The organism is Sphingomonas oligophenolica, from assembly GCF_039522915.1.
Taxonomy (GTDB): Bacteria; Pseudomonadota; Alphaproteobacteria; order Sphingomonadales; family Sphingomonadaceae; genus Sphingomonas; species Sphingomonas oligophenolica.
In genome coordinates this window covers 35137-59155 of record NZ_BAAAEH010000060.1, presented here as the reverse complement: position 1 = coordinate 59155, position 24019 = coordinate 35137, and the positions used below count along the sequence as shown (strand labels likewise).

The following is a 24019-nucleotide window of genomic DNA, read 5'->3' as shown; positions in this document are numbered from 1 at the left end:
AGGCGACCGCCTTCACCAGAACCTACTCGGCAATAAGTGCCACGGATTTCAAGTGCCACGGATTTCGAGCTAAAAACCAGGTCACCACCACGCAGGTGGATCTTCTGACGCTACGCGGCCTCAACATATTGGGACAGCCGCGGATCGTGCGCGAACCGATCGGCGTGGCTGTCGAGGAAGCCGAGCCGCGCGGAAGGGTCGCGGTACGTCGACCATTTGCTGTTCGAGAAGCCTGCCAATTCGAGCGCATTGGCCAGCTCGGCACGCGAGTAGATGTAGCGGTGGTCGTGCCCATAAAAGGTGTCGTTCACCAGATCGCACGGCGCTTCGGTCGCCAGCCAGTCCAGGTCCGGAGTGGCGATGCGTATCGTCCCGCCCGGCTTCAGCACGCGCCGGCACTCGCGCAGCAGGGCCAGGCCGATCGGCTTTTCGACATGCTCGAGCACTTCCTCGAAGAAGATCAGGTCGATCGAATTCGCGGCAAACGGCAGCGGCTTCGTCAGGTCGACATAGCTGTCGGCCCGCGGATCGATATCCACCGTCAGGGCGCCGTCGATCAAATTCCCCCCGCCGCCGAGATTGAGGAGGCGCGGGCCGGTGCCGGATTCCCATCTGCGGCGATAGCCGGCGGAAACGATCGGTCCCACCATTGGCCATATGGCGGGCACCTTCGTCGCGACGAATCGCGCCGCCGCATGCAGCGCGCCATATCGGCCGGCATAGAGTTTCCACCGGCTCAGAAGCCCCTGTGGTGCAGGCCTCTGGTGCGAGAACAGGGCGGCAAGCTCGGTCATCCCGGCCAGCGTAAAGTATCTTTCCCCGTCAACGCAAATGCGGGGCTCCACTGTCAGCCATCCCCCCCAAAATTCCCCCAAATCAACCGGAGCACGCCATCCCATGCCCCGCACCACTGACTCGGCCACTGAAGGCATCGACACCGGTATCGCGCTTCTGCTCGGCGAGATTCGCGGCCAGATGCGCGAGCTCATCCACTCGACCAACAATGCGGGCATGAAGATCGATGCGCTCGCCGCGCGCGTCTCGGCGCTCGAGGCGGAGCATAATCGGCGCCAGGGGGCGAACAATGTCGTCCAGGCGCTGCTGAAGAGCCCGGCATTCGGCTGGCTGGTCGGCATCGCCGTCTCGGCCTGGGCGATCCTGTCGGGGAAGGTGCACCCATGATCCACAGCCAGGCCGCGCGCGACCTGATCGCGCGCTTCGAGGGCCGCCGCCGGCAGGCCTATCCCGATCCGGCGACGGGTGGCGACCCGTGGACGATCGGCGTCGGCCATACCGGGCCGGAGGTTCGCAAGGGGCTGATATGGGACGATGCCCGGATCGACGCAGCGCTCGATGCTGATCTGAAGCGCTTCGATCAGGGCGTGACGGCGCTGCTCGACGGCGCGCCCACCACGCAGAACGAGTTCGATGCGCTCGTCTCCTTCGCATTCAACCTCGGCCTCGCCAGCCTTGCCCGATCGAGCCTGATCCGCCGCCACAAGGCCGGCGACTTCGAAGGCGCCGCCACCGTCTTCGCGAAATGGAACAAGGCGCGCGGCGAGACGATGGCCGGCCTCACCAGGCGACGCGCCGCCGAGGCCGATCTCTACGGGAGGCACCAGCGATGAGCTTCAATTTCCTGCGCGGGCCGAGCAACCAGCATCTCGAGCTGTCGCGGCTGCTCTGGGCGGTCTCGGTCGTCGCCGGGATCGGCTTCGCCGGCGCGCATCTCTGGCTCGATCACGCCTTCAGCATCATCGAGTTCGGCACCGGCATGGCGCTGCTGATGGCGGGCGGCGGCGGCGCGACGGCGATCAAGGACACTGCCTCGGCCCGGGTCGCGGCTGGGGCGTCGTCGGGCATGGGGGCAGGGCAGTGATCCCCGATCGCCGCCTTCTCGCCGCCGGCCTCGCCGCCGCCATGCTCCTCCTGCTGCTCGCGCTGGTCGGCTGGCATGAATGGCAGGTCGCGCGCACCGCCAGGGCCGAGACGCGGCTGGCGGCGGGGCAGGCGGCAGCCGCGCTCGCCAGCGGCCGGGATGCGGGCAACGCCATCGGCAACCGGATGGACGCCGATGCCGAAACCGACACCATCACCAGGGAAAACGACCATGCGATACGCACTGCCCCGGGCGCGGACGCGCCTGTCGATCCTGCTCTCCGCGACGCTGGGCTTGCCGGCCTGTGCCGGCGCGCCGCCTATCGTCGCGACCCCAAATGCCTGCAGCACGCTGATCCCCGATAGCTGGCGCGCGCCGGTCCCGGGCGCCGACCTGCCGGGCGGAAAGACGGTCGCCGACTGGATCGCGTTCGGCGACGCCCAGACCGGGCAGCTCGACAAGGCGAACGGCCGGACGACCGACGCGCTCGCCATCATCGGCCGCTGCGAGAGGCGCGATGCCGCCGCGGTGAAGAAGGCGCGCCCGAAATTCCTCGGGCTGTTCTGACCGTCAGCGTGTCGCCGCCCGTCTGGCCAGCTCGGCTTCGATCAGGTTGGCCATGTCGGGATCGGCGGTTTCGTCCATCGCGCGCAGCCGCGCATCGGGATAGAGCTGCCGGTCGCCGAAGCGGGCAGTCCATTGCGCGCGCTCGCCGGCCGAAAGGGGCGGGTGAAGCAGCACCGCCGCCGAGAACAGGCCGATGAACGCAACAAAGGCCCCAGCCCGAACCGGCCGGAAATGCCTGCGCGCCAGGGTCGCCAATCCCGCCTTCACGCCTCGCCCGCGCCTCCCTGACCTGGTCCGGCCGCGGGGATGCCACCGCTCCGCTCCGGCCGAATCGTTCCTTGTTTGTTCTTATAGGCACCTGTGGAACGAGGGCAAGCCCGGTCGGGATCGGCCTCGATGAGATAAGCGCTTACGGTGTTTTCCGAGCTACCCGACATCCGTGCCATCGGCTTAAACTGATGGCGCCGGTGATGTTCCCGGTGGTGCCCCGACAGGCATTTGTGCCGGTCTGCATCCATTTGCGGGACGATTTTCGAGAAGATTGAGCCATTTTGGAAGCACTAAGTCAGCGCTCGTGCGTAGATGCGGTAGCAACGGGCATGAACGACCCCATATGAAGGAAATGATGGTGATCAGGAATTCGAAGAGCGAGCTTGCCGATCTCGTCGGGAAGGCGCTCGCCATGGCTGACGAACTCGGATTTGCCGAGGTGGGTCTGCGCCTCGACCAGGCGCTGATCGCGCTCACCGGTGCGGGGGTGGCGCCGCCGGCTGACTATCTCGAAGTGCGGGTGACTGAATTGTCGTGACCGGCTTTCGCCGGTGTGGCGCGCGCGCCTGATCGGGCAGCCGTGCCTCCTGAATTGCGCCTCAATGCTAAGTTTTTGTCGCTCTTGAGTTTTCCCGGCTGCTGCGCGATCATCGCCTGATCGAGTCGCGCACCGTCAGGGCGGATCGCCGCTCGGCTCAAGGGGGGGAATGCCATGAAACTGATGTATCGCGCCGCTTCGGCGGCACTTGTTCTCGCGTGCGCCGGCCAGGCCGCCGCCGCCGGACAGACCACCGCGCCTGCCGTCACCACCGCCGCCGCGCCAGTGCCGGTTGGCGCGCCCGTTGTCGGCGTCGCCCGGCCCGAGGCAACGCCAGGCGCGGTGCTGCCCAGCAACACCGAGCTGCTGCTTCGCCTCAACAGCGAGGTCAATTCGAAGAAGATCAAGGTCGGCCAGCGTTTCGACCTGACGGTCGCCAACGACGTCATGCTCGGCACCGTGATCGTCATTCCGCGCGGTACGCCGGCGGTCGGCGAAGTCACCTATCGCACCGGCAAGGGCGCGTTCGGCAAGTCGGCCAAGATCGAGGTCGACATGCGGTCGATCCAGCTCGGCGGCCAGATCATCCCGATCACCGGCCATTACCGTGAAGAGGGCAATGGCAACACCGGCGCCGCGGTCGGCGCGGTCGTTGCGGTGGGCGTGTTCGGCGCCTTCGTCACCGGCCACAGCGCCATCCTGCAGCAGGGCCGCGAGTTCAAGGCATTCACCACCGCGGTCATTCCGGTCGTGATGCCGGCAACCCCGACCAGCTGACGACCGGGCAGGGGCGCCGCGATCCGGCGCTCCTGCAGCGGTTCAGGCGCGAACGGCCGCAAACCCGTTGCGCCTGCACGCGCTACCCCCTAGGGGGACCGCAGTCGGGGAGTGGCGCAGTCCGGTAGCGCGCCTGCTTTGGGAGCAGGATGTCGCAGGTTCGAATCCTGTCTCCCCGACCATCTTCCCCTACCGAAGCAGCGCCGGCCGCCCGGGCATCGATCGCCTCGGAAGATCGGCACGCCGGGTTGTTGGTATCTGCCGCCATCCCGATTATCGTCATTCTTTTGGGGAGCCGCGATGGCTGCGACGACCATCCCCGGCGATCGACAGGCGCAGCGCCGGATCCTGGGCGCGGTTCTCGCCGGCGGCCGATCGCGGCGTTTCGGCAGCGACAAGGCCCTGGCCGAGCTCGATGGCCGCGCCCTGATCGATCGGGCGATCGCTGATCTTTCCGCCAGCGTCGAGGCTGTCGCCGTGTGCGGGCGCGAGGTCGCGGGCCGGCTCTCGCTGCCCGATCGGCCACGCGCGGATCTCGGGCCGCTCGGCGGGCTGAACGCGGCGCTCCATCATGCCGCCGGGCACGGCTATGCCGGGGTGCTCAGCACCGGCTGCGACATGCCGGTTTTCCCCGCGCGCCTCGCCGCCATGCTCGTCGGGGAGGGGGCTGCGATCGTCGAAGGCCAGCATCTCGTCGGCTATTGGCCGGTCGCGCTCGCCGCCGCGCTCGACGCGCATCTCGCTGCGAGCGACGACAGGTCGATCAGGGCGTGGCTTGCGCTGGCGCGGCCTCGCATCATTGCCTTCGGCGCGCCGCTGCCCAACATCAACACGCCGGCCGACCTTGCCGCGCTGGAACAGGAATGGCCCGATACTGACGGGACGGGGTGACGCCGGACGGGGGGCGGCGCGGCGCGGTTTGCCGGCAATATTACTTTTCCCCAATCATCGATCTGTCTCGGTTACGCAACGAAACTGTCACGAACCCCTCCTAGCGCGACGATGCGCCGTCGTGGCGGAAGGGGAATTTTAGGAAAATGACGATTTCGACCGGGGCGCGGATGCGCCTTTTCGGTGTGAGCGCGGCTGCGCTCGTCACGTCCATGGCTCCAGCCGGTGCGCTCGCCGAAACGGCGCCCGCGACGCCGGCAGCCGCGACGCCGGCCAGCACCGGCCCCGCCGCCGCGGCCGATGATAGCCAGAAGATCGCCGAGGGCTCCGACGTCGTCGTCACCGCCACCAAGGCGAACGAGATCGCCCCGGTCACGGCCTCGCTACAGACCACCCAGCCGCAGGCGATCGTTTCTCGCACGTTCATCGAGGATTCGCTGCCCGCCACCGCCGATTTCAACCAGCTCGCGCTGATCACGCCGAGCTTTTCGAACACCGGCAGCAATGGCGGCGTCGGCATCAGCGAATCCAAGGGCCAGCTGCGCGGCTTCCAGGACGGCGAATACAACATCACCTATGATGGCGTGCCGTTCGGCGACACCAACGATCCGACGCACCATTCGAACACCTTTTTCCCGTCCGACACGGTGGAGACGGTGGTGGTCGATCGCGGCCCGGGCAACGCCGGCAATCTCGGCCAGGCGACCTTTGGCGGCAGCGTCAATCTCTTCTCGCGGGCGACCCGCGAGGATGCGAGTGCTGCGTTCCGCGGCACTTATGGCAGCTTCAACACCTTCCTTGGCCGTGCGATGCTGCAATCCGGGTCGATCGCCAAGCTCGGCGGAACCCAGATCCTGCTCGGCGGCCAATATGTCCGTACTGACGGGCGGCTGACCTACTCGCCATATCATCAGACGAATTTGTTCGGGAAGGTGGTGGTTCCGATCGGGCCCGACGTGAAGCTCACGATTCTGTCGACCTACAACAAGAATCACTTCAACCAGCCGGACAATGACGGCGCGACGCTCGCGCAGATCGCGATGTACGGCAAGAACTTCAGCCTTAACAATGATCCGAAGACGGCACAATATTACGGCTATAATTATACAGACAAGACCACCGATTTCGAGATCGTCAAGTTCGAGGCCGATATCGCACCGGGCACGCGGCTGGAAAACCGGGCCTATACCTATTACTACAACAACTCGACCTATTCTGATGCTGACGTCACCCTCACGGCGGCTGACGCGGCAAAGCTCAAGACGACAAATGCTAACGGTACCAAGAATGTCGGCGACCTGGCTGGCTATTCGAAGCTCAACAGCTATCGTACCTATGGTGATATCCTGAAGACAACGATCAATTTCGGCCCGGCGTCACTGCTGGTCGGCGGCTGGATCGAGTGGAACGTCACCCATCGCAAACGCTATCAATATGACATCACGAAGGGAAATGGCACGTTCACGGTCTATGACTATAAATATCTCTCGGTCGCGGGCAATCCCGGCTATATTAACTATGATCAGGATTCGCACGGTAACCAGGAGCAATTGTTCGCTGAGCTGGAAATCCGCCCGATCGAGGGGCTGAAGATCACACCCGGCTTCAAATATGTCAGCTTTACCCGCCAGATCAACGCGATCGCCAACCAGACGACGCATACGCCAGCCACTTTCACCGCGACCTATGATGCGTCCTTGCCCTTCGCGACGATCAACTATCAGCCGACCGAGCGGCTCGCGGTCTACGCTCAATATGCCAAGGGTTTCCTCGCGCCGCCGCTGAGCGTTCTCTATGTGGTCGATCCATCGGCGAGCTCAGTCAAGCCGCAGACCTCGACCAACTATCAGTTCGGCGCCGTATATCACGGTGCGCGCGTGTCGATCGACGCCGATATCTATGCGATCGACTTCAACAACAAGTTCGCGCACAAGACCGTTGGCGGAAACGTCGTTTACTACAATCAGGGCGGCGTTCTCTACAAGGGCATCGAAGGTCAGGCGACTTATGCCTTCGGCAACGGCCTCGCGATCTTCGCCAATGCCTCGCGCAATTATGCCAAGACCAAGGATGAACGAAAGCAGGTCGCCAACGCACCGTTCATGACGGCGGCCGGCGGCATCCTCTACAAGCGTGGTCCGATCAAGCTGTCGCTGATCGACAAATATACCGGCACGCAATATGCCGACAATGGCGAGCCGAAACAGTATCGCATTCCAGGCTATAATACGGCGATCGCGGCAGCGAGCTACGATTTCGGTATCGTTACCGCCGGTATCAACGTTTCCGACCTGTTCGACTCGACCAAGGTGACGAACATCTCGGTTAATGGTGCACCCTACGACCAGTATTATTTTCAGCCCGGGCGCGAAATAACCGGTAGCCTTTCCGTCAAATTCTGATGCTGAGGGCGGGCCTCGTCGTCGTGGCGGCGCTTGCCGCTGCGGCGCCCGCGCTCGGGAAGCCCACGCCGTTGCTCACGGCACGGGATCTCGACCCCGCCCTCGTGCTGCCGGCGCCGCCCGCGCCCGGCAGCGCGCAGGCCAGGGCCGAGCTGGCCGAATTGCACGCGGCCGAGGCCGCGCGTTCCGCCGCCGACGAGGCCGATGCGCGCCGCGACGGCGACACAAAGAACGCGACGATCTTCGCCGAAGTGCTTGGGTCGCGCTTCGACCTGTCGAAACTTCCCGCCACGCGCGCGCTGCTGGCCGAAGTCCGGGAAAGCGAGAAGGCGGCGGCCGATCGCGGCAAGGACGCGTTCCGCCGCCTGCGCCCTTATGCCGTCGACCCCACGCTCAGGAGCTGCAAGCGCAACGAGGATCTGCTGTCGAGTTATCCGAGCGGGCATACCTCCATGGCCTTCTCGATGGGCGAAACGCTGGCGCGGCTGGTTCCGGAAAAGGCAGCGCCGATCCTCGCCCGCGCCGCGCGCTACGGCCAGAGCCGCATCGTCTGCGGCCAGCATTTCCGCAGCGACGTCAGCGCCGGCCAGATGCTCGGCGTGCTGATCGCCGAGCGGCTGATGGCGAAGCCCGAGTTCCAGGCGGCGTTCGCGGCGGCGCGGGCTGAGCTGGTCGGGGCGGGGGTTGCCGCCTCCTGAAATCCGTCACCCCCGACTTGTTCCGGGGCCCACGGCTCCGCATTGCTATGGCTGCGACTCCTGCGGCACGGTGGATGCCGGAACAAGTCCGGCATGACGGAATTGCTTAAATCGCTCGCTTGGTCCGCATCGACCCCAGCCCCAAAATCATCGCCGGCAGGAACAGCAGCACCAGCGGTACCGCCGCGACCAGGCCGAAGATGATCGCCGTCGCCAGCGGTTGCTGCAGCCCCGCGCCCCGGCTCAGCCCGAGCGCGAGCGGGCTCAAGGTCAGGATCGCGATCAGCGCCGACATCAGGATCGGCCGCAGCCGTTTCGAGCCGGCCTCGCGCAACGCAGCCACATCGACCGGGCCGGGATCGATCTCGGCGAGGAAGAAGATGACGAGCTCGGTCACCATGCCGACCACCATGGTCAGCCCCATCAGCGCCGAGATGTCGAGCTCGATCCCCGTGATCCACAAGCCGCACAGCACCGCGGCGGCCGAGAGCAGCACCGTCGCGATCGCCGCCAGCGTCCAGGCGATCCGCTCGAACAGCAAGGTCAGCAGCAAGGCAGTCAGCAGCAGGGCGGCGGCGAACACCATCGTCAGGTCGGAGAAGCTCTGCTGCTGCTGCGCGTAGAGCCCGCCATAATCGACCCGCACCGACGCCGGCAGGCCGAGCCCGGCAACCGCCGCGCGCACATCCTTCATCGCCGAGCCGAGATCGCGCCCCTCGAGCCGCGCCGTCACCGCGACGAAGGGTGCGAGATCCTCGCGGGTCAACTGCTTCTGCCCGGCGACGACCGAGACATGGGCGATCTGGCTGATCCGCACCGCGTGGCCGTCGGGCGCGGTCAGCACGAGGTTGGCGATGTCGGCCGCGCGCGCGCGCAGATCGGCCGGCGCGCGCACCCTGACCGTGACGAGCTGCTCGCCGACCCTGACCTGGGTCGCCGCCGTCCCGCCGACCATCGCCTCGAGCTGGTTGGCGACAGTGTCCGGGTCGAGCCCCTGCTGGGTCGCTGCGCCGCGATCGACCGCCACCGCGATCGCATCGCCGGCGACGCGCAGGCCGTCGACCACTTCGACCACGCCGTTGATCTTGCCGATTGTCTCCCCGACGCGCTTCGCCGATGCCTCAAGCTGGACGGCATCGTCGCTGAATAATTTGACCTCGATCGGCTGCGGCACTGCGGTCAGGTCGCCGATCAGATCCTCCATCAGCTGCGCCGTCTCGATGTCGATGCCCGGCACCTTCGCCTGAATCTGGCTGCGGATGTCAGTCATCACCTCTTCGATGTCGCGGCGCGACCCGCCCTTCAGGCGGATGAAATAGTCGCCCTCGTCGGCCTCGGTCAGGCCGCCGCCGAGCTGGACGCCGGTCCGCCGCGAATAGCTCGCCACCTCGGGGGTCGCGGTGATGATCTGCTCGACCTGGCGGAGCAGCCGGTCGGTGTCGGTCAGCGCGGCGCCGGGCTGCGCCTTGTAGTCAAGGATGAAGCCGCCCTCGTCCATCTGCGGCATGAAGCCCGAGGGGACATGCGACCAGGCGGCATAGCCGAGCACGGCAAGCCCGACGCCGAGCACCGCGGCGAACAGGGCAGGGCGGGCCATTACCCGGTCGGCGGCGCGGTCATGGACGCTGATCAGCCGGCCCATGAAGCCGTCGGCACGCTCGGCCGCCGCGGCATCGCTCTCGCGCAGCCAGTGGGCAGCCACGAGCGGGATCACGAAGCGGGCATAGAGCAGCGACAAAGTGAGCGCGGCGACCATGGTCAGCGCAAGCGCCTTGAAGAAGCCGCCGGTCACGCCGCTGATGAAGGCGAGCGGCAGGAAGACGATGATCGTCGCCGCGGTCGATCCGAACAGCGGCGCGCCCATCTCGGCGGCCGCGGCCAGGATGCCCGACACGCCCCTGGCCGCGCCCTCCTGCAGGCGGCGCATGATATATTCGAGCATCACCACCGCGTCGTCGACGATCAGCCCGACCGCGGCTGCCATGCCGCCGAGCGTCATCATGTTGAAGCTCATGCCGAGCGCCGAGAGGATCAGGCAGGTGCCCGCCAGCACCGCCGGCAGCATCAGCCCGGTGATCAGCATCGTCCGCGCCGAGCGCAGGAAGGCGAACAGCACCAGCCCGGCGAGCAAGGCCCCGAGCAGAATCGCATCGCGCACCGCGTTCGCCGCGCCGGTGACGAGCTCGGACTGATCGTAAAAGGGCGTGACCGTGACGGTGACGGGCAGCGCGAGCTGCTTCAGCCGGGCGGAAACCTCATGCACGATGCGAACGCTGTCGCCGGCCGGTGTCTGGCGGATGTTGACCAGGACAGCATCGCGGCCATTCGAGGTGACTCGGGTGTAGTTCGGTTCAGCAGAGGGGTGGATGGTCGCGATCTGGTCGAGCGTGACCAGCCCGGCGCCCGCGCTCGTCCCGGCCTTGACCGGGGTGGTGCCGAGATCGGCGATCGAGACGGTCGGGCTCTGCGCCAGCACGAGATAGAGCCGGTGCCGGTCCTCGATCCGCCCGGCGCCCCGCACGTCATTGGCCTTGCCCAGCGCCGCCGCGACATCGGGCAGGCTGATACCGAGCGCCTGCGCCCGCGCCGGATCGACATCGACCGCGAATTCGCGCGGGCTTCCGCCGAGCACATCGACCGCGGCGACGCCGTCGACCGCGGTCAGCGCCGGGCGAACCCTGAGCTCGGCGATCTGGCGCAGCGCCTGCTGGTCGAGCGAGGTCGAGGTGAGCGCGATGCCGAGCACCGGGAACAGGGTGGGATCGGATTGCCTGACCTCGAACTTGGTGCCCGGCGGCAGATCGGGCGCCTCGCCGGCGAGTGCCGCCTGGGTCGCGAGCGTCGCCGCGACCATGTCGTGCCCCCAGGCGAAGTTGAGCGCGACCTCGGCCGATCCTCGGCTGGTCGTCGAGCGGATCCGGGTGACGCCGGGCACCGAGCGCAGCGCGACCTCGATCGGGCGGGTGATCCCCGCCGCCATCTGCGCCGCATCGCGGTCGCCGGCATCGATCGCGACCACGACGCGGGGGTAGCTGATGAAGGGAAACAGGCTGACCGGCAGCCTGGTCGCCGCGACCAGCCCGCCGAGCGTCAGCAGCAGCGCCGCCAGCCACAGGGCGCGGGCGTGATCGGCCAGCGCACGCGTCACTTGGTGCGCACCTTCATGCCGTCCTCGAGCGCGGTGCCGCCTTGCGTCACGACCCGGTCGCCCGCGCTCAGCCCTTTGGTGATCGCCACCCGGTCTCCCGCGACCGGCCCGATCGCGACATCGCGGCGGTGCGCGACCCCGCCGGCGGTGGTGAAGACATAGGGCTGGCCGCCATCGTCGAGCAGCGCTGCATAGGGGATGGTCAGCCCTTCACCCTGTCCGTTGACCGAGACCTCGCCCTTCAGCGTCTCGCCGACGCCGAAGCCCGCGCCGGCGGGAAGGGCGGCGAAGAGCGATGCGAGCCGGGTCTGGGGGTCGACCACGGTCGACACCGACAGCACGGGCACCTCCACCGCACCGCCATCGGGCCGCATGATCCTGAGCGCATCGCCGGGATGGAGCGCGGCGGCGAGCCCGGGATCGACGCCGAAACGGGCGCGCGCATCGCCCGGCTCGGCGATCGTCGCCACCGTCGCGCCCGCCTGCACCGTGTCGCCCGGGTTGGCGACGACGCTGTCGACAAAGCCGCCGACGGGCGCGCGCAGGACAAGCCCGGCGGCGCGCCCGGAAAGGCTGGCGCGGGTCGCATCGGCGCTGCGGGCGGCGGCGCGGGCGGTCTCGACCTCGGCATTGCTGACCAGCCCGTCGGCGCGGAGCCGCTCGGCGCGGCCGAGCGCGGCGTCGGCGGCGCGGGCATCGGCCGAGGCCTTGGCCAGCTCGAGCGCGGTATCGGCGGCGGGCGCGAGGATCGCAACGATCGCCCCGCGCCCGACCCTTGTGCCGGCCGGCGCCACGACCCGCGCGACGATCGCCGCGGCGGGCGCGGTCAGCACGCGCTTGCTCGCGCCGCCGCCCTCGACCAGGCCGTACAGCGTCACGCGGCGGCTGACCGTGCCCTGCTCGACCCGGGCAAGCGACACCAGCGCAGTCGGCGCCGGAGCCTTGTCCTCGTCCGAGCTGCCCGAACAGGCCGCGAGCAGCAATGCCGCGAGCGGCGCGAAGGTCTTCATGACGGCCATGTCTCTTTCAGTGCCCCGGTCAGCAGTTCGAGCGCGATGGTCTGCTCGACGATGTCCTGTTCGCTCGCGGCCAGCAGCACCTGCTTGTCGCGTGCCGCCTGTTCGGCCGTCTCGGCGGTGGCGAGCGCGAGGTCGCCGCGATCGGCGGCCCGCCTGCTCGCCGCGGCGAAGCGGGTGGCGGCGGGCAGGTCGCGCAGCAGCGCATCGCGCTGGCGCCGCGCGACCATGATGCCGCCGACCGCAGCCGCGATGTCGGCCCGGGTCTGGAACAGCCGCGCGTCATATTCGGCCTTGAGCGCGGCGCGGGTGGCGCGCTCGATCGCGATGCCGCCGCGATTGCGGTTCCAGAGCGGCAGGGTGAAGCTCACCGCCGGGCCGATCAGCGTGTTGCCGGCCGAATCGCGGTTGCCGTTGATCGCCAGCCCGAGCGCGGGGAACTGATCGAGCACCGCCTTGTGCACCGTCGCCTCCTCGGCGGCATAGCCGGCCTCCAGCGCGCGCAGATCGGTTCGGCGCGTCCGGGCCAGGGCGAACAGCGCCTCGGCATCGGGCGGCGGCGCGGGAAGGGGGGTGGGGGCGAGCCTGAGCTGGGACCGGGGCTGCAGGCCGAGCAGCCTGGCGAGCTCGAGCCGCGCCGCCGCCAGGTCGCGCTCGAGCGTGCGTTCGCGGTCCTGGGTGTCGAAGGCGGTGGCGCGCGCCGTGTTCACCTGATCGGGCGCCAGATCGCCGCGCCCGGCGGCGCGCAAGGTCCGTTCGAGCATCGACGCGGCGGCCGCACGATTGATCGCGGCAAGCGCTGCGCTGCGCTCGAGCCCAAGGATGCGCACTGCCTGGAGCCGTGCCTGCCCCGCCGTCTGCCACTCGGCCCAGGCAAGATCGAGCCGCACCTGCTCGGCCGAACTACGCGCCGCGGCGATCGTCACGCCGCGCGTCCTGAGCGCATTGAGGTCGAGCCCCAGCGAACTGGCGATGTCGACAAAGGGATCGGGGCCCGACAGCACCGGGCTCGCGCCGATGCTGAAGGTGGGATCAGGCATCAGCCGCGCGGCAAAGGCCTGCGCGTCGGCAACGCCGGCCCGCGCGCGCTTCGCCTTGAGATCGGGATTGGCGATCACTGCGATGACTGCAATCGCATTGGGATCAAGCGGTTGCGCGAGGTCGATCGCAACCGGTGTGAGATAGGGCCGGTCGATCGCACCTGCCGCGCGCGACAGCGCAGCGCTGTCGGCGGGCTTGAGCACCGCGTCGCCGTCGCCGAGCGGCAGCGGGGTGTAGGTCGCGCAGCCTGCCAGCAGCAAGGGGAGCAGGGTGGCGGCGACTTTCATGAAACTGCCCGCGGCAAGACCATCGTGACGCGCAACCCGGGCCGATTGTCGTCGATCAGCACGTCGCCGCCATGCACCGCCGCGATCGCGGCGACGAGGTTGAGACCGAGCCCGTGCCCCGGCGTGGTCCGGCTCGAATCGAGCCGCGTGAAGCGGCGGACGATGCGCGGCCGGTCCTCGGCCGCGACCCCGGGGCCATTGTCGGCGACCGAAAGCCTGATCCACTCCGGGCCGGCATCGGCGGCGACGGTGATCTCGGTTCCGGGCGGGGTATGGCGCTGCGCATTGTCGAGCAGGTTGATCACCGCCTGCGCGATCAGCTCGCGGTCGCCGTGCAGGCGAATGCCGGGGTCGACCTCGCATTTCAGGCTGCGCCCGCTGTCGCTCACTGCCGGCGCATAGCTGTCGCACAGGTCCCCGATCAGCTCGCTCAGCTCGATCCGCGCAAAGGTGCGGGCGAGCGCGCCGCCTTCGACCTCCGAGATCCTGAGGATCGCGGCGAACAGCGAGAGCAGCTCGTCGCTCTGCCCGATCGCGCGCTCGAGCGCGGCCCGCACCGCCGCCGCATCGCCCTTGCCGTCAAGCGCCTCGGCAAGCTGGTTGCGCAGCCGGGCGAGCGGCGTGCGCAGGTCGTGGGCGACGTCGCCCGAGACCTGGCGTAGATTTTCGAGCAGGTGAGCGATCCGGTCGAGCATTGCGTTCAGCACCAGGGCAAGCTCGTCGAACTCGTCGCCCCGCGCCCCGACCGGCACGCGCCGTTCGAGATCGCCGGAGACGATCGCCTGGGCAGTGCCGCTGATCCGGGCGAGCCGGCGGCGCAGATAGCTGCCGAGGAGCAGCGCCCCGGCGAGGCCGAGCAACAGGACCAGCACGAAGGCACCCGAGAACAGCCACAGGATGGTGGCATCCATCCGCTCCACCGGCGCGCTGTCGGTCGCGACGACGAGGCGCAGGCCGCCCGGCAGATCATGCGCATAAGCGCGGGCCGGGTCAGGGCCCTCGACCGGATCGATGAAGACGATGTCGTGCCACCCGGCGGGCGGGCGCGGCGTGTCGAGCGCTCCGGCGACGCGCCGCCCCCGTGCGTCGAACAGGGCATAGCCGAAGGCGTTGGTCGCACTGCCCGCCTCGCGCGCGGCGATCTCGGTGCGGAGCTCGCCAAGTCCCTCATCGGTGAAGTCGCGGACCAGCCCGGCGCTTTCGTCGGCAATCGCCGAATCCTGCTGGCTGCGGAAGCTCGCGTCAGCCGCGACATAGACGGCGCAGCCAAGCGCGACGATCGCGAGCGCAAGGGCCAGGGAGTAAGTGAAGGCGATCCGATAGGCGGCGCTCGCCGCCAGCTTACGCATCGACGCGCATTCGATAGCCGATGCCGCGCAATGTCTCGATCGGGTCGATCGCAAAGCCGTCATTGAGCTTCGAGCGCAGCCGGCTGAGATGGCTTTCGACGATGTTGGTCTGGGGATCGAAATGGAAACCCCATACCGATTCGAGGAACATGGTGCGCGTCACGACCTTGCCGGCGTGCCGGACGAGCTGTTCGAGCAGCGCGAACTCGCGCGGCTGGAGGTGGATCTCGCGCCCGTCGCGGCGGACCTCGCGGCGCAGCAGATCGAGGCTGATCGAGCCGGCATCGAGCCGGGTCGGCGTATCGCTGATCGGCGGGCGGCGGAGCAACGCCGCCAGCCGCGCGGCGAGCTCGGCAAAGGCGAAGGGCTTGACGAGATAATCGTCAGCGCCCGCCTCGAGCCCGGCAACCCGGTCGGCGATGCCGCCCAGAGCCGTGAGCATCAGCACCGGCGTCTTCACGCCGGCCGCGCGCCAGCGTCGCAGGATCTCGATCCCGTCGATCCGGGGCAGCATGCGATCGAGCACGATCGCGTCGAAACCCTCGACCGCGCCGAGGCGCAGCGCTTCCTCGCCGTCGGCCGCGCGCGTCACGACATGGCCAAGCTCGCCAAGCCCGCGCTCGACGAACCCGCCGGTCTCGGCATCATCCTCGCAGATCAGGACGCGCATCGGATTTCGATCCCTGAATCAAAGCTTGTCATGCGGCCCCCTTTACGGGCGCCGCGCCGGGCCCCGGCGCTTCTACAATGGCATAGCGTGGTTCGTCGCTTCTTTCATCCCAATGTAGATGAACGAACGGGGCGGATCGCTGTGCGAGGCTGGGAAAACGTCCAACAGGAAGGCCGGAAAGCTGGCTGTTCCTGGCTGTTCCGGCCAAACATTTTTTTCCTGGCTGTTATGTTGGATGCCGGGGCGCTGATTTACGGCCTGCTTTCAACAAGTTGCGGACGAGCTGGCTGTTATCGAATAACAGCCAGCTATCAGCCAGCTAACAGCCAGCGTATCAGCCAGGATGCTGGCTGTTCCGCGGATTAACAGCCAGCGCCGATTGTCCAACAGATTCAACGGTGAGAAAGAGCAAGACGGGGCGCCTGGGGAGCGTTCCGTCTGACCTCACTCTGGCATTGTTCGGTCATGGCGTTGAATCGCGGCATCCAGCACCTGGCCATTTCCGACTTCCCCGGCGCAGATCCAGACGGAGAATGGCGGGAAACGGACAACGCTGATCATCACCCGCGTTTCCCAACCGGGCCCCGGCCTTCGCCGGGGAAGATCGGGGGGTGACCACAAAAAAGGGAAGAAAAGCGCGCCGCTAAACCACCAGCAGCAGCAACGGCAGCACCGTTCCCGCGATAACCAGCAGGATCGACATCCGCCGTGTCGCGCGATTGGTCAGCGCGATGGTCAGGCCGAGCGCGGTGGATAGGGTCAGCCCGAGTGCCAGCAGCACGACGAAGATCTTGAGCGGCAGCGGGGAGGGGCCGCGGGGCGCCCGGCGACGATCATCGGCACGGTCGCCATCGCCGCGCGGCGCTTTGGCGGCCTCGGGCCTGGCAGCGGGCTTTTCGGCCCTGGCGCGGGGGAGGGCCTGGTCCTTGTGGACGCTCGTCATCCAGACAAGGGCGGCCGGCGGTGTGCCGCCCCAGCCTTTTTCTTCCCCCAATCGAAAGGTTTGCACCGCGCCGCTGAGAGCGAAGAAGAGGATGGCGGGCGCGAAGAACACGCCGACATAATGGTGGAGCTTGCGGAGCTGGCGCTGGGTCTGGGCTTTCATGCAGCGGTGATGCCGCAGCGCAGCAGCCGAAGCAATCGCCGGGGACGCGCAGAAGCGCCGAATTCTATATAAATTCCCAACCTTGCCGCCGGGGCCAGGGCTTGCGCCTCGCCTCGAGGCGGCAAGGCTGGCATGAGACGGGCGTCCCCATGTCCTTCACGAGGTCGTCCATGTCCACGCTGATGACGCGTTTCCTGCTGCTCGCCGCCGCCGCCGCGATCATCGCCGCAGCGCCGCCCCCCGCGCCGGCGCCGGCCTACAAGGTCACCGGCTCGATCGCCGTGCCCGATGGCGGCTGGGACTATGCGAAGGTCGATCCCGTCGCAGGCCGCCTCTATGTCGCCCGCACCGACAGCGTCACCGTCATCGACCTGAAGAGCCGGGCAGTCTCGTCGATCGGCAAGATCGTGCGCGGCCATGCGGTGGTGCCGATCGCCGGCACCGGCCTGCTGCTCGTCAGCAGCGGCCGCGACGACAGCGTGCGGATCCTCGATACCGCGACCGGTGCCGAGAAAGCGAAGGTCGCGGTCGGCAGCGATCCCGACGGGGCGTTTTACGACGGCAAGAGCAAGCGCGCCTTCGTGATGAACGCCAAGGCGGGAAGCGTTTCGATCGTCGATCCGGCGGCAGGGACGGTCGTCGGGACGATCACGCTCAAGCCGGGCCTGGAATTCGCGGTCGGTGCCGGCTCGACGCTCTACGTCAACAATGAGGATTCGAACGAGATCGAGACCGCCGACATGGTCACCGGCAAGCCGGGCCCGGCCATTGCGCTGACCGGCTGCACCGGCCCGACCGGCCTCGGCTATGACAAGCAGCGCAACCGGCTGATCAGTGCCTGCGCCAACGGCAAGGCAGCGGTGGTCGATCTCGCGACCAGGCAGGTCAGCCTGCTCGCCATCGGCTACGGCCCCGACGCAGTGATCATCGATCGCCCGCGCGGCGTCGCGCTGATCCCGTGCGGCAAGGACGGCACGCTCTCGGTGATCGATATCGCGGGCCCGGGCGCCGCCAGCGTGATCGCGACCGTTCCCACCGAGGCGGGCGCGCGCACCGGCGCGGTCGATCGGCGTGACGGCACGCTGTATCTGCCGACCGCCCGCTTCGCGCCCCCGGCGACGCAGGGCGGGAAGCCGACCATGATTCCCGGATCGGCGCATATTCTGGTCGTCAGCCGGGGATAGTCCGGATTGCCAGCAGGGCGCGATCGGGCGCATGCTGGCGCCATGGGTAAAGCGATCGGCAAGCATATCTGGGCGGCAATCGCCGCTGTACTGGCGATGAGCGCGGGGGGTGCCAGCGCGCAATCGCCCGGCGCCGCCGTGGCGCCGCCGCCCCTCGTCACCGCGCATGTCCAGACCGGAGACGAGGCGCTGGCGCAGGACGCGGGGGAATATGCCCGGCTCTATGCCGTCCCGATCGACGAAGCGATGCGCCGGCTCCGCGCGCAGGAGGAGACCGTCGCGACGACCGACCGCCTCCAGGACCTGTATGGCGACCGGCTGGCCGGCCTCTATATCGAGCATCGCCCGGCCTATCGGATCGTCGTGCTGCTGACCGGTTCCGATCCGGTCCCCGACCAGACCGTCTTCGCCGGCGGCATGACCGTGCCGATCGTCTTCCGGACGGGCGCGCCGGCATCGCGCACCCGGATTCTCGGCGCGATCACCCAGCACCAGGCCGAGATCCGCGCGGCGGTGCCGCATCCGCCGAGCATGGGGGTCGATCCAAGGACCGGGCAGCTCGTCCTGATGGTCGACGGCGCCGATATCGACCGGATCGGGCAGGACGCCCTCAAGGCCAGGATCGAGGCAATCGCCAAGGTGCCGGTGCGGATCCGGGTGCAGGACCGCCCCGAGGTCAATCTCGAGGATGTGAACCTGGTCGGCGGGGGCGGGCGGGTCGAGGGGATGAACCCGGCGGACGGCAAGCGCTATGCCTGCACCAGCGGTTTCGTCGTGACCGACGGCGCCCGCGACGGCGTGGTGACGGCGGCGCACTGCCCCGATACGCTCGCCTATTACGGCCCCGATCGCAGCCAGTTGCCGCTCCAGTTCCTCGGCCAATGGGGCTGGGGCTATCAGGACGTGCAGCTCCATGTCAGCGAGCAGGCGCTTCAGCCGCTCTTCTACGCCGATACCCGCAAGACCATGGCGCGCACCGTGACGGGCGCACGCAACCGCACCAGCACCAGGGTGGGCGATGTGGTGTGCCATCGCGGCGAGCGGACCGGCTATAGCTGCGCCGAGGTCGAGCTGGTCGATTTCGCGCCCTCGGGCGATCTGTGCGGCGGCGCGTGCCTCGCCACCTGGGTGGCGGTGGCCGGCCCGAACTGCAAGGGCGGCGACAGCGGCGCGCCGGTGTTCAACGGCACCACCGCCTTCGGCCTCGTCAAGGGCGCGAGCTATCGCGGCGACGGGAGCTGCATCTTCTATTTCTACATGTCGACCGATTACCTGCCGGCGGGGTGGTCGCTGCTCGAGAGCCAGGTGTCGTCCCCGGTCGCACCCGTCCTGGGAGAGCCCGTGGCCCGGTGATATGCGGGCTGGACCCGATTCCGTGCGAGATGAAGCCGGAGGCCGAAACCCTGCTGTCGAGCCGGTGCAGTTGATTCCGACCGCCAATTAAGAACCGAACCGGATGCTCTGGTGGCGATTTTTGCGTCCATTTCTATAGACTTATCCGAGCGCTATCGCTAGGTGGTGTGCGCGCATCGGAAGGGGGGACGTTGCTTCAGCAAGCCATCATGGGGCTGGGTAGCGTCATGCTCCCGGCGGGCGGGGCCATGATCGCCCAGGAGCCTGCTCCGCGCGTCGGCGCGGATCGCGGCGTTACGCTCAGCCCGCCCGAGCTGTTCGCCTATGCCGATTCGGCGCGCGATTCGGGTGATTTCCAGACCGCGGAAGCCGCCTATCGCGCGCTGGCGGAAAATCGCGATCCACGGCTTCGCGCCGAGGCCCGGTTCCGCTTGGGCATGATGCTGGCCGATCAGCGGCACGACTATCGCGCCGCCGCGATCGAGTTCCGCCGCATCCTCGACGAACAACCGAAATCTCCGCGTGTCCGCCTCGAACTGGCCCGCGTCCTGGCATTGATGGGCAATGTCGGCGCGGCCGAGCGCGAGTTTCGGGCGGCCGATGCCGCCGGCCTTCCGCCACAGGTCCAGCAGATGGTGCGGTTCTACGCGAACGCATTGGCGACCCGCAAGCCGCTGGGCGGCAGTGTCGAGGTGGCGATCGTGCCGGACAGCAATGTGAATCGCGCGACCCGGTCGGATACGCTCGGCACCGTGCTCGGTAATTTCACGCTCGGACAAGACGCCCGGGAGCGTTCCGGTGTCGGCCTCGCGCTACGTGGGCAGGGCTATGTTCGCCATGCGCTCGCGCCCGGCGCCAATCTGCTGGTGCGCGCTTCGGGCAGCGCCGATCTCTATCGTCGTTCCCAGTTCGACGACGTCATCCTTGCCGTGCAGGTCGGCCCCGAGTTGCTCAGCGGCGCGGACCGGATCACCCTGTCGGCAGGCCCCGCCTGGCGCTGGTACGGTACCGAACCGTACAGCCTGACCCTTGGTGGCGCGGCAAACTGGCAGCATCCGCTGGGCAAGCGCATGTCGCTGCGTGTCGATGGCGGCGCCGGGCACGTAAAAAACCGTCGCAACGCGTTGCAGGACGGCACCAGCTTTGCGCTGTCGGCTGCGGTCGACCGGGCGTTTACGGCGCGTTCGGGGGGCGGCCTGCAGCTCTCCGCCAGCCGGCAGGACGCGCGCGACCCCGGCTATGGCGACGTGGCCGCCGGGATCAGTGGCTATGCCTTTCGCGAGATGGGGCGGACGACCGCGGTTTTGGGGCTCGCGTACCAGCGGCTCGAGGCCGATGCGCGGCTGGCGCTCTATCCGAAACGGCGTGTCGACGACCAATTCTCGCTGACCGCCAGCGCCACCTGGCGTGCCCTGCAGGTCAAGGGCTTTGCACCGTTCACCCGCCTTCGCCTGGAGCGCAACCGCTCCACCGTGGGCCTGTACGATTACAAAAGGGTCGCAGCCGAATTTGGCATCACTTCAGCATTTTGATCAAACAGGAGATGGTATGAGAGCTTTGAAGTCATCGTCCGCATGGGCCACCGCACTGCCCTTGTTCACGCTGCTGGCGGCCTGCAGCGGCGGTAGCGGCGGAGCCGGAATCGGCAGTGCGCCGCCCCCTCCGGCAAGCTATACCAAGATTGCCGACATGACGGGTGACCGCAGTTTTCAGACGGCGGGAATCCAATATGATACGTCCCCTGCAGGGTTTTCCAACGCATCGTCCTACGCCTTAGGCAGCGGGGTTACCGTCGCTTACACCGCCGCTAACGACACCTACAGGCTGACCGCACCGGATGGCACCAGTGCGACGTTCGATCCCTCCAGCGCCCAGCAGCCGACACCCGGCAGCAATTCGCAGATCTGGATCAAGACTGTTGGTACGACCCGCGATCAGTTCACCCTGACCGTGCCGACCGTGTCGGGCGTGCCGCTCAGCTATACCGTGCTCGGCATTTGGGGACATATCGACACAGCGACGAACCACGCGGTTTTCCGGCTTGCGGTCGGCGGGGCGCCGACGCTGGCGAGCGACATGCCGAAGAGCGGAACCGCTACCTATAGCGTCGGGGTCCGTGGCGGTGCTGTCCCAACCGGCGGAGGCTCGGCCTATACGCTCAACGCCAACAGCACGGCGACATTCTCGGCGAATTTCGGCACCGGCGCAATTTCCACCTCGCTCGCACTTGCCGGAACACCGGCGTCCGGGGGAAGCGCCGTTACCAGCTTCGGCACGTTCAACGGCACCGGCACGATTGCGTCGAACAGCCCGGGCTTCACCGGCACGCTGAGCGGCACCGGGGCAACCGGTTTGTTTTCGGGCGCCTTTTTCGGTCCGCAGGCATCGGAAATGGGCTATGACTGGTCGCTGACCGCCCCCAGCTTTACGGCGGTCGGCACGGTAACCGGCGTGAAGCAGTAGCACGGAATGAAGAGCTGCCGCCGGCGGGGCGGCAGCTCTTCAACCCCATCGGAATCAGGACGTCCTGGCGAATAGCGAAGGCGTGGTCGAGTAGATACGCGCGCTGCCGAACATCGCCCGCGCCTGAATTCTATGCCGCCGGCACCTGCTCGAGATAGCAGGACAATTCCCCGACTAGCCGGCGCGTGGCGGCGGGATCCCGATTCTCCGATGCCTGTTCGAGGCCGGCGCCGAAATCGGTGATCGCCTCGAAGCCGAAGCCGCTGCCCGACCCCCGCATATTGTGCCCGAGGATCGTCACCGCCTCGAAATCGCCGCGATCGAGCGCGGCGTGCATCGCGATGACATTGTCCCGGCAGTTCTGCAGATAGGCCGGGGCCTGCTCGGCCAGCCGCCGGGCCGAGCGCACTGCCCTTGTCTCGGCCGCGTCCTCCGCGGGCGACGGCGCCGCGCGGGAAAAGTCGCGGATCGCACGGCGCAGCACCGCTTCCTTGATCGGCTTGGTCAGATAGGCGGTGCAGCCGGCCGCGAGGCAGGTTTCGCGATCGCCCTTCAGCGCCGAGGCAGTGAGGGCGATGATCGGGATCGGCGCGCGGTCATTGGCCTTTTCCCAGGCGCGCAGGGCGCGGGTGGCGGTCAGGCCGTCCATCACCGGCATCTGCCGGTCCATCAGCACCAGGTCGTAATCGCCCGACTTGAACATCTCGCAGGCGATGAGCCCGGTTTCCGCCACGTCGATCCGGTAGGGCGTGTCCTCGAGATAGGCGAGGGCGATGGTGACATTGTCGGGCGAATCCTCGGCCATCAGGATGCGCAGCGGCCTGAGCGGCAGCTCGTCCTCGGCGCCGACCGGCGCGCTCTCCGACGAATGGGCGGCCGACCAGATCTCGAACGGCACGGCGAAGCCGAATACGCTGCCCTTGTCGATTTCGCTGGTCACCCAGATCCGTCCGCCCATCAGCTCGACCAGCCGCTTCGAGATGGTCAGCCCGAGGCCCGAGCCGCCGAAGCGCCGCGTGGTGGACGAATCGGCCTGGATGAAGCGCTCGAAGATGCGCGGCAGCTTCTTGTGGGGAATGCCGATGCCGGTATCCGTCACGGTGAAGCGCAAGGCAGTCGGCACCGCGCAATTCCGATCGGGCTCGACCTTCAGCGCCACGCTGCCGCTCTCGGTGAACTTGATGGCATTGCCGAGCAGGTTGAGCAGCACCTGTCGCAGCCGTGTCGGATCGCCGACCAGTTCCCCGCTCGCCGCCGGATCGATCTCGCAGGTAAGCGCGAGGCCCTTTTCCTGGGCGCGCGGCGCGACCATCTCGATCACCTTTTCGAGATGATCGCCGAGCAGGAATCCGGTCTGCTCGAGCTCGAGCTGCGCCGCCTCGACCTTGGAGAGATCGAGAATGTCGTTAATGAGATTGAGCAGATTGTCGCCCGAGCGGCGGAAGATCTGGACATATTTGTCCTGCTCGGGATCGAGGCTGGTCTTGGCGAGGAGATCGGCGATGCCCATGATCGCGTTCATCGGCGTGCGGATCTCGTGGCTCATGCTGGCGAGGAAATCGGATTTGGTCCGGTTGGCGCTCTCGGCCGCTGCCTTGGCATGCTGCAATTCGCGCTCGAACCGCTTGCGCTCGGTGACGTCGCGCGCAGCGGCGAAGACGCCCTGCAACGTGCGGTTGCGATCATAGAAGGTGGTGGCGTTATAGGAGACGACCGTCTGCTTGCCGTCGCGCGCACGGGCGGTCAGCTCGTAATCAGTGACTGATTTCTCGCTCAGCACCCGCTTGATGCCGGCCTCGGCAAGGGCTGGATCAGTGAAGCAATCCTTGAAGGGCGCGCCGATCAGCTCGTCGCGCGTGCTTCCGGTCAATGCCTCCATCTGCTTGTTGACGTCAGTGATGATCCCGGCCGGATCAGTCGTCATCAGCGCGTCGATGTTCGATTCGATCAGCGAGCGGGTGTAGAATTGCTGATCGCGCAGCCGCTGGTCGAGTTTCTTCTGCTCCGCCTCGACCAGCTTGCGCGCCGTGTTGTCGGTGCCGATCAGCAGATAGCCGATGATCACGTCCTGCACGTCGCGCAGCGCCGTGACTGAGACCATCGCCGGAAGCCTGGTGCCGTCCTTGCGGATATAGGTGAGCTCGTAGATATCCTCGATGCCGCGCGAGGCCTTGAACACGAGCGCCTCGAAACCGGGCGTGATGTCAGTGGCGAGCTCTCCGCTCAGCGCTTCGGCGCGCGCGATCAGCTCCTGCGGATCGGAGATGTCCGCCGGGGTCACCCGGTTCACCACCTCGGCCGCGGTATAGCCGAGCATCCGCTCGGCGCCGACGTTGAAGATCTGGATCACGCCCCTGGCGTCAGTCGCGATGCTTGAGAAA

At 67.5% G+C, this 24019-nt stretch carries 23 protein-coding genes and 1 tRNA gene; 15 read left to right on the top strand and 9 right to left on the bottom strand.

The features are described 5' to 3' along the window. Positions 1-110 precede the first annotated feature (110 nt). Positions 111-794: a methyltransferase domain-containing protein gene (locus ABD050_RS26380; RefSeq protein ID WP_343892537.1), complete on the bottom strand. Its 684-nt coding sequence runs from the start codon at positions 792-794 to the stop codon at positions 111-113. A gap of 103 nt (positions 795-897) precedes the next feature. Here ABD050_RS26380 and ABD050_RS26375 point away from each other — a divergent pair, with 103 nt between their 5' ends. From ABD050_RS26375 to ABD050_RS26355, 5 genes are read left to right on the top strand one after another with little or no spacing between them, the layout of a single operon-like run. Next, the gene (locus ABD050_RS26375) at positions 898-1182 is read left to right on the top strand and encodes a hypothetical protein (RefSeq protein WP_343892536.1); all 285 of its coding nucleotides are present in this window, start codon (positions 898-900) and stop codon (positions 1180-1182) included. Further along, positions 1179-1628, top strand: a complete 450-nt coding sequence (locus ABD050_RS26370; RefSeq protein WP_343892535.1) for a lysozyme — start codon at positions 1179-1181, stop codon at positions 1626-1628. The genes ABD050_RS26375 and ABD050_RS26370 overlap by 4 nt, the downstream gene beginning before the upstream one ends. Beyond that, positions 1625-1879: a hypothetical protein gene (locus ABD050_RS26365; RefSeq protein ID WP_343892534.1), complete on the top strand. Its 255-nt coding sequence runs from the start codon at positions 1625-1627 to the stop codon at positions 1877-1879. Before ABD050_RS26370 ends, ABD050_RS26365 begins: the two co-directional genes overlap by 4 nt. Positions 1880-1920: 41 nt before the next feature. Continuing rightward, a complete protein-coding gene (locus ABD050_RS26360; RefSeq protein WP_343892533.1) occupies positions 1921-2244 on the top strand; it encodes a hypothetical protein in 324 nt (107 codons plus the stop codon). Further along, positions 2174-2446, top strand: a complete 273-nt coding sequence (locus tag ABD050_RS26355; protein WP_343892532.1) for a hypothetical protein — start codon at positions 2174-2176, stop codon at positions 2444-2446. The genes ABD050_RS26360 and ABD050_RS26355 overlap by 71 nt, the downstream gene beginning before the upstream one ends. A 3-nt stretch (positions 2447-2449) precedes the next feature. Here ABD050_RS26355 and ABD050_RS26350 read toward each other — a convergent pair whose 3' ends face one another. After that, positions 2450-2713, bottom strand: a complete 264-nt coding sequence (locus ABD050_RS26350) for a hypothetical protein (protein WP_343892531.1) — start codon at positions 2711-2713, stop codon at positions 2450-2452. 361 nt (positions 2714-3074) lie between these two features. Here ABD050_RS26350 and ABD050_RS26345 point away from each other — a divergent pair, with 361 nt between their 5' ends. From ABD050_RS26345 to ABD050_RS26320, 6 genes are all read left to right on the top strand, one after another. Continuing rightward, positions 3075-3254 carry a hypothetical protein gene (locus ABD050_RS26345; protein WP_343892530.1) on the top strand — a complete coding sequence of 60 codons (180 nt, stop codon included), beginning with the start codon at positions 3075-3077 and terminating at the stop codon, positions 3252-3254. A gap of 174 nt (positions 3255-3428) precedes the next feature. Further along, complete coding sequence (locus ABD050_RS26340; RefSeq protein WP_343892529.1) at positions 3429-4031, top strand: hypothetical protein; 603 nt, start codon at positions 3429-3431, stop codon at positions 4029-4031. A gap of 105 nt (positions 4032-4136) precedes the next feature. Further along, positions 4137-4213: transfer RNA gene (locus tag ABD050_RS26335), tRNA-Pro, on the top strand. A gap of 118 nt (positions 4214-4331) precedes the next feature. Then, positions 4332-4922, top strand: coding sequence for a molybdenum cofactor guanylyltransferase (gene mobA / locus ABD050_RS26330; protein ID WP_343892528.1), 591 nt, complete (start codon positions 4332-4334; stop codon positions 4920-4922). Between the two features lie 146 nt (positions 4923-5068). Next, the gene (locus tag ABD050_RS26325) at positions 5069-7324 is read left to right on the top strand and encodes a TonB-dependent receptor (RefSeq protein WP_343892527.1); all 2256 of its coding nucleotides are present in this window, start codon (positions 5069-5071) and stop codon (positions 7322-7324) included. Further along, a complete protein-coding gene (locus ABD050_RS26320; protein ID WP_343892526.1) occupies positions 7324-8022 on the top strand; it encodes a phosphatase PAP2 family protein in 699 nt (232 codons plus the stop codon). Before ABD050_RS26325 ends, ABD050_RS26320 begins: the two co-directional genes overlap by 1 nt. Positions 8023-8128: 106 nt before the next feature. On the opposite strand, the gene ABD050_RS26315 is transcribed toward ABD050_RS26320, so the two are convergent. The 6 genes from ABD050_RS26315 to ABD050_RS26290 all read right to left on the bottom strand — a co-directional run bounded on the left by ABD050_RS26315 (position 8129) and on the right by ABD050_RS26290 (position 16638). Continuing rightward, complete coding sequence (locus ABD050_RS26315; RefSeq protein WP_343892525.1) at positions 8129-11170, bottom strand: efflux RND transporter permease subunit; 3042 nt, start codon at positions 11168-11170, stop codon at positions 8129-8131. Further along, complete coding sequence (locus ABD050_RS26310) at positions 11167-12189, bottom strand: efflux RND transporter periplasmic adaptor subunit (RefSeq protein ID WP_343892524.1); 1023 nt, start codon at positions 12187-12189, stop codon at positions 11167-11169. The genes ABD050_RS26315 and ABD050_RS26310 overlap by 4 nt, the downstream gene beginning before the upstream one ends. After that, the gene (locus ABD050_RS26305; RefSeq protein ID WP_343892523.1) at positions 12177-13514 is read right to left on the bottom strand and encodes a TolC family protein; all 1338 of its coding nucleotides are present in this window, start codon (positions 13512-13514) and stop codon (positions 12177-12179) included. The genes ABD050_RS26310 and ABD050_RS26305 overlap by 13 nt, the downstream gene beginning before the upstream one ends. Beyond that, positions 13511-14863 carry a HAMP domain-containing sensor histidine kinase gene (locus ABD050_RS26300; RefSeq protein WP_343892522.1) on the bottom strand — a complete coding sequence of 451 codons (1353 nt, stop codon included), beginning with the start codon at positions 14861-14863 and terminating at the stop codon, positions 13511-13513. Before ABD050_RS26300 ends, ABD050_RS26305 begins: the two co-directional genes overlap by 4 nt. Then, complete coding sequence (locus tag ABD050_RS26295; protein ID WP_343892521.1) at positions 14856-15533, bottom strand: response regulator transcription factor; 678 nt, start codon at positions 15531-15533, stop codon at positions 14856-14858. The genes ABD050_RS26300 and ABD050_RS26295 overlap by 8 nt, the downstream gene beginning before the upstream one ends. 643 nt (positions 15534-16176) lie before the next feature. Continuing rightward, the gene (locus ABD050_RS26290) at positions 16177-16638 is read right to left on the bottom strand and encodes a hypothetical protein (protein ID WP_343892520.1); all 462 of its coding nucleotides are present in this window, start codon (positions 16636-16638) and stop codon (positions 16177-16179) included. A 170-nt stretch (positions 16639-16808) separates the two neighbouring features. Here ABD050_RS26290 and ABD050_RS26285 point away from each other — a divergent pair, with 170 nt between their 5' ends. The 4 genes from ABD050_RS26285 (at position 16809) to ABD050_RS26270 (ending at position 21638) form a co-directional block, all read left to right on the top strand. After that, complete coding sequence (locus ABD050_RS26285; RefSeq protein ID WP_343892519.1) at positions 16809-17822, top strand: YncE family protein; 1014 nt, start codon at positions 16809-16811, stop codon at positions 17820-17822. A gap of 42 nt (positions 17823-17864) precedes the next feature. Next, positions 17865-19175 carry a chymotrypsin family serine protease gene (locus ABD050_RS26280; RefSeq protein WP_343892518.1) on the top strand — a complete coding sequence of 437 codons (1311 nt, stop codon included), beginning with the start codon at positions 17865-17867 and terminating at the stop codon, positions 19173-19175. 191 nt (positions 19176-19366) lie between these two features. Then, positions 19367-20707 (top strand): surface lipoprotein assembly modifier, encoded by a 1341-nt coding sequence (locus ABD050_RS26275; RefSeq protein WP_343892517.1) that lies wholly within the window; start codon positions 19367-19369, stop codon positions 20705-20707. Between the two features lie 16 nt (positions 20708-20723). Continuing rightward, the gene (locus tag ABD050_RS26270) at positions 20724-21638 is read left to right on the top strand and encodes a transferrin-binding protein-like solute binding protein (RefSeq protein WP_343892516.1); all 915 of its coding nucleotides are present in this window, start codon (positions 20724-20726) and stop codon (positions 21636-21638) included. A 130-nt stretch (positions 21639-21768) separates the two neighbouring features. On the opposite strand, the gene ABD050_RS26265 is transcribed toward ABD050_RS26270, so the two are convergent. Then, the gene (locus ABD050_RS26265; RefSeq protein WP_343892614.1) at positions 21769-24009 is read right to left on the bottom strand and encodes an ATP-binding protein; all 2241 of its coding nucleotides are present in this window, start codon (positions 24007-24009) and stop codon (positions 21769-21771) included. Positions 24010-24019: the final 10 nt, after the last annotated feature.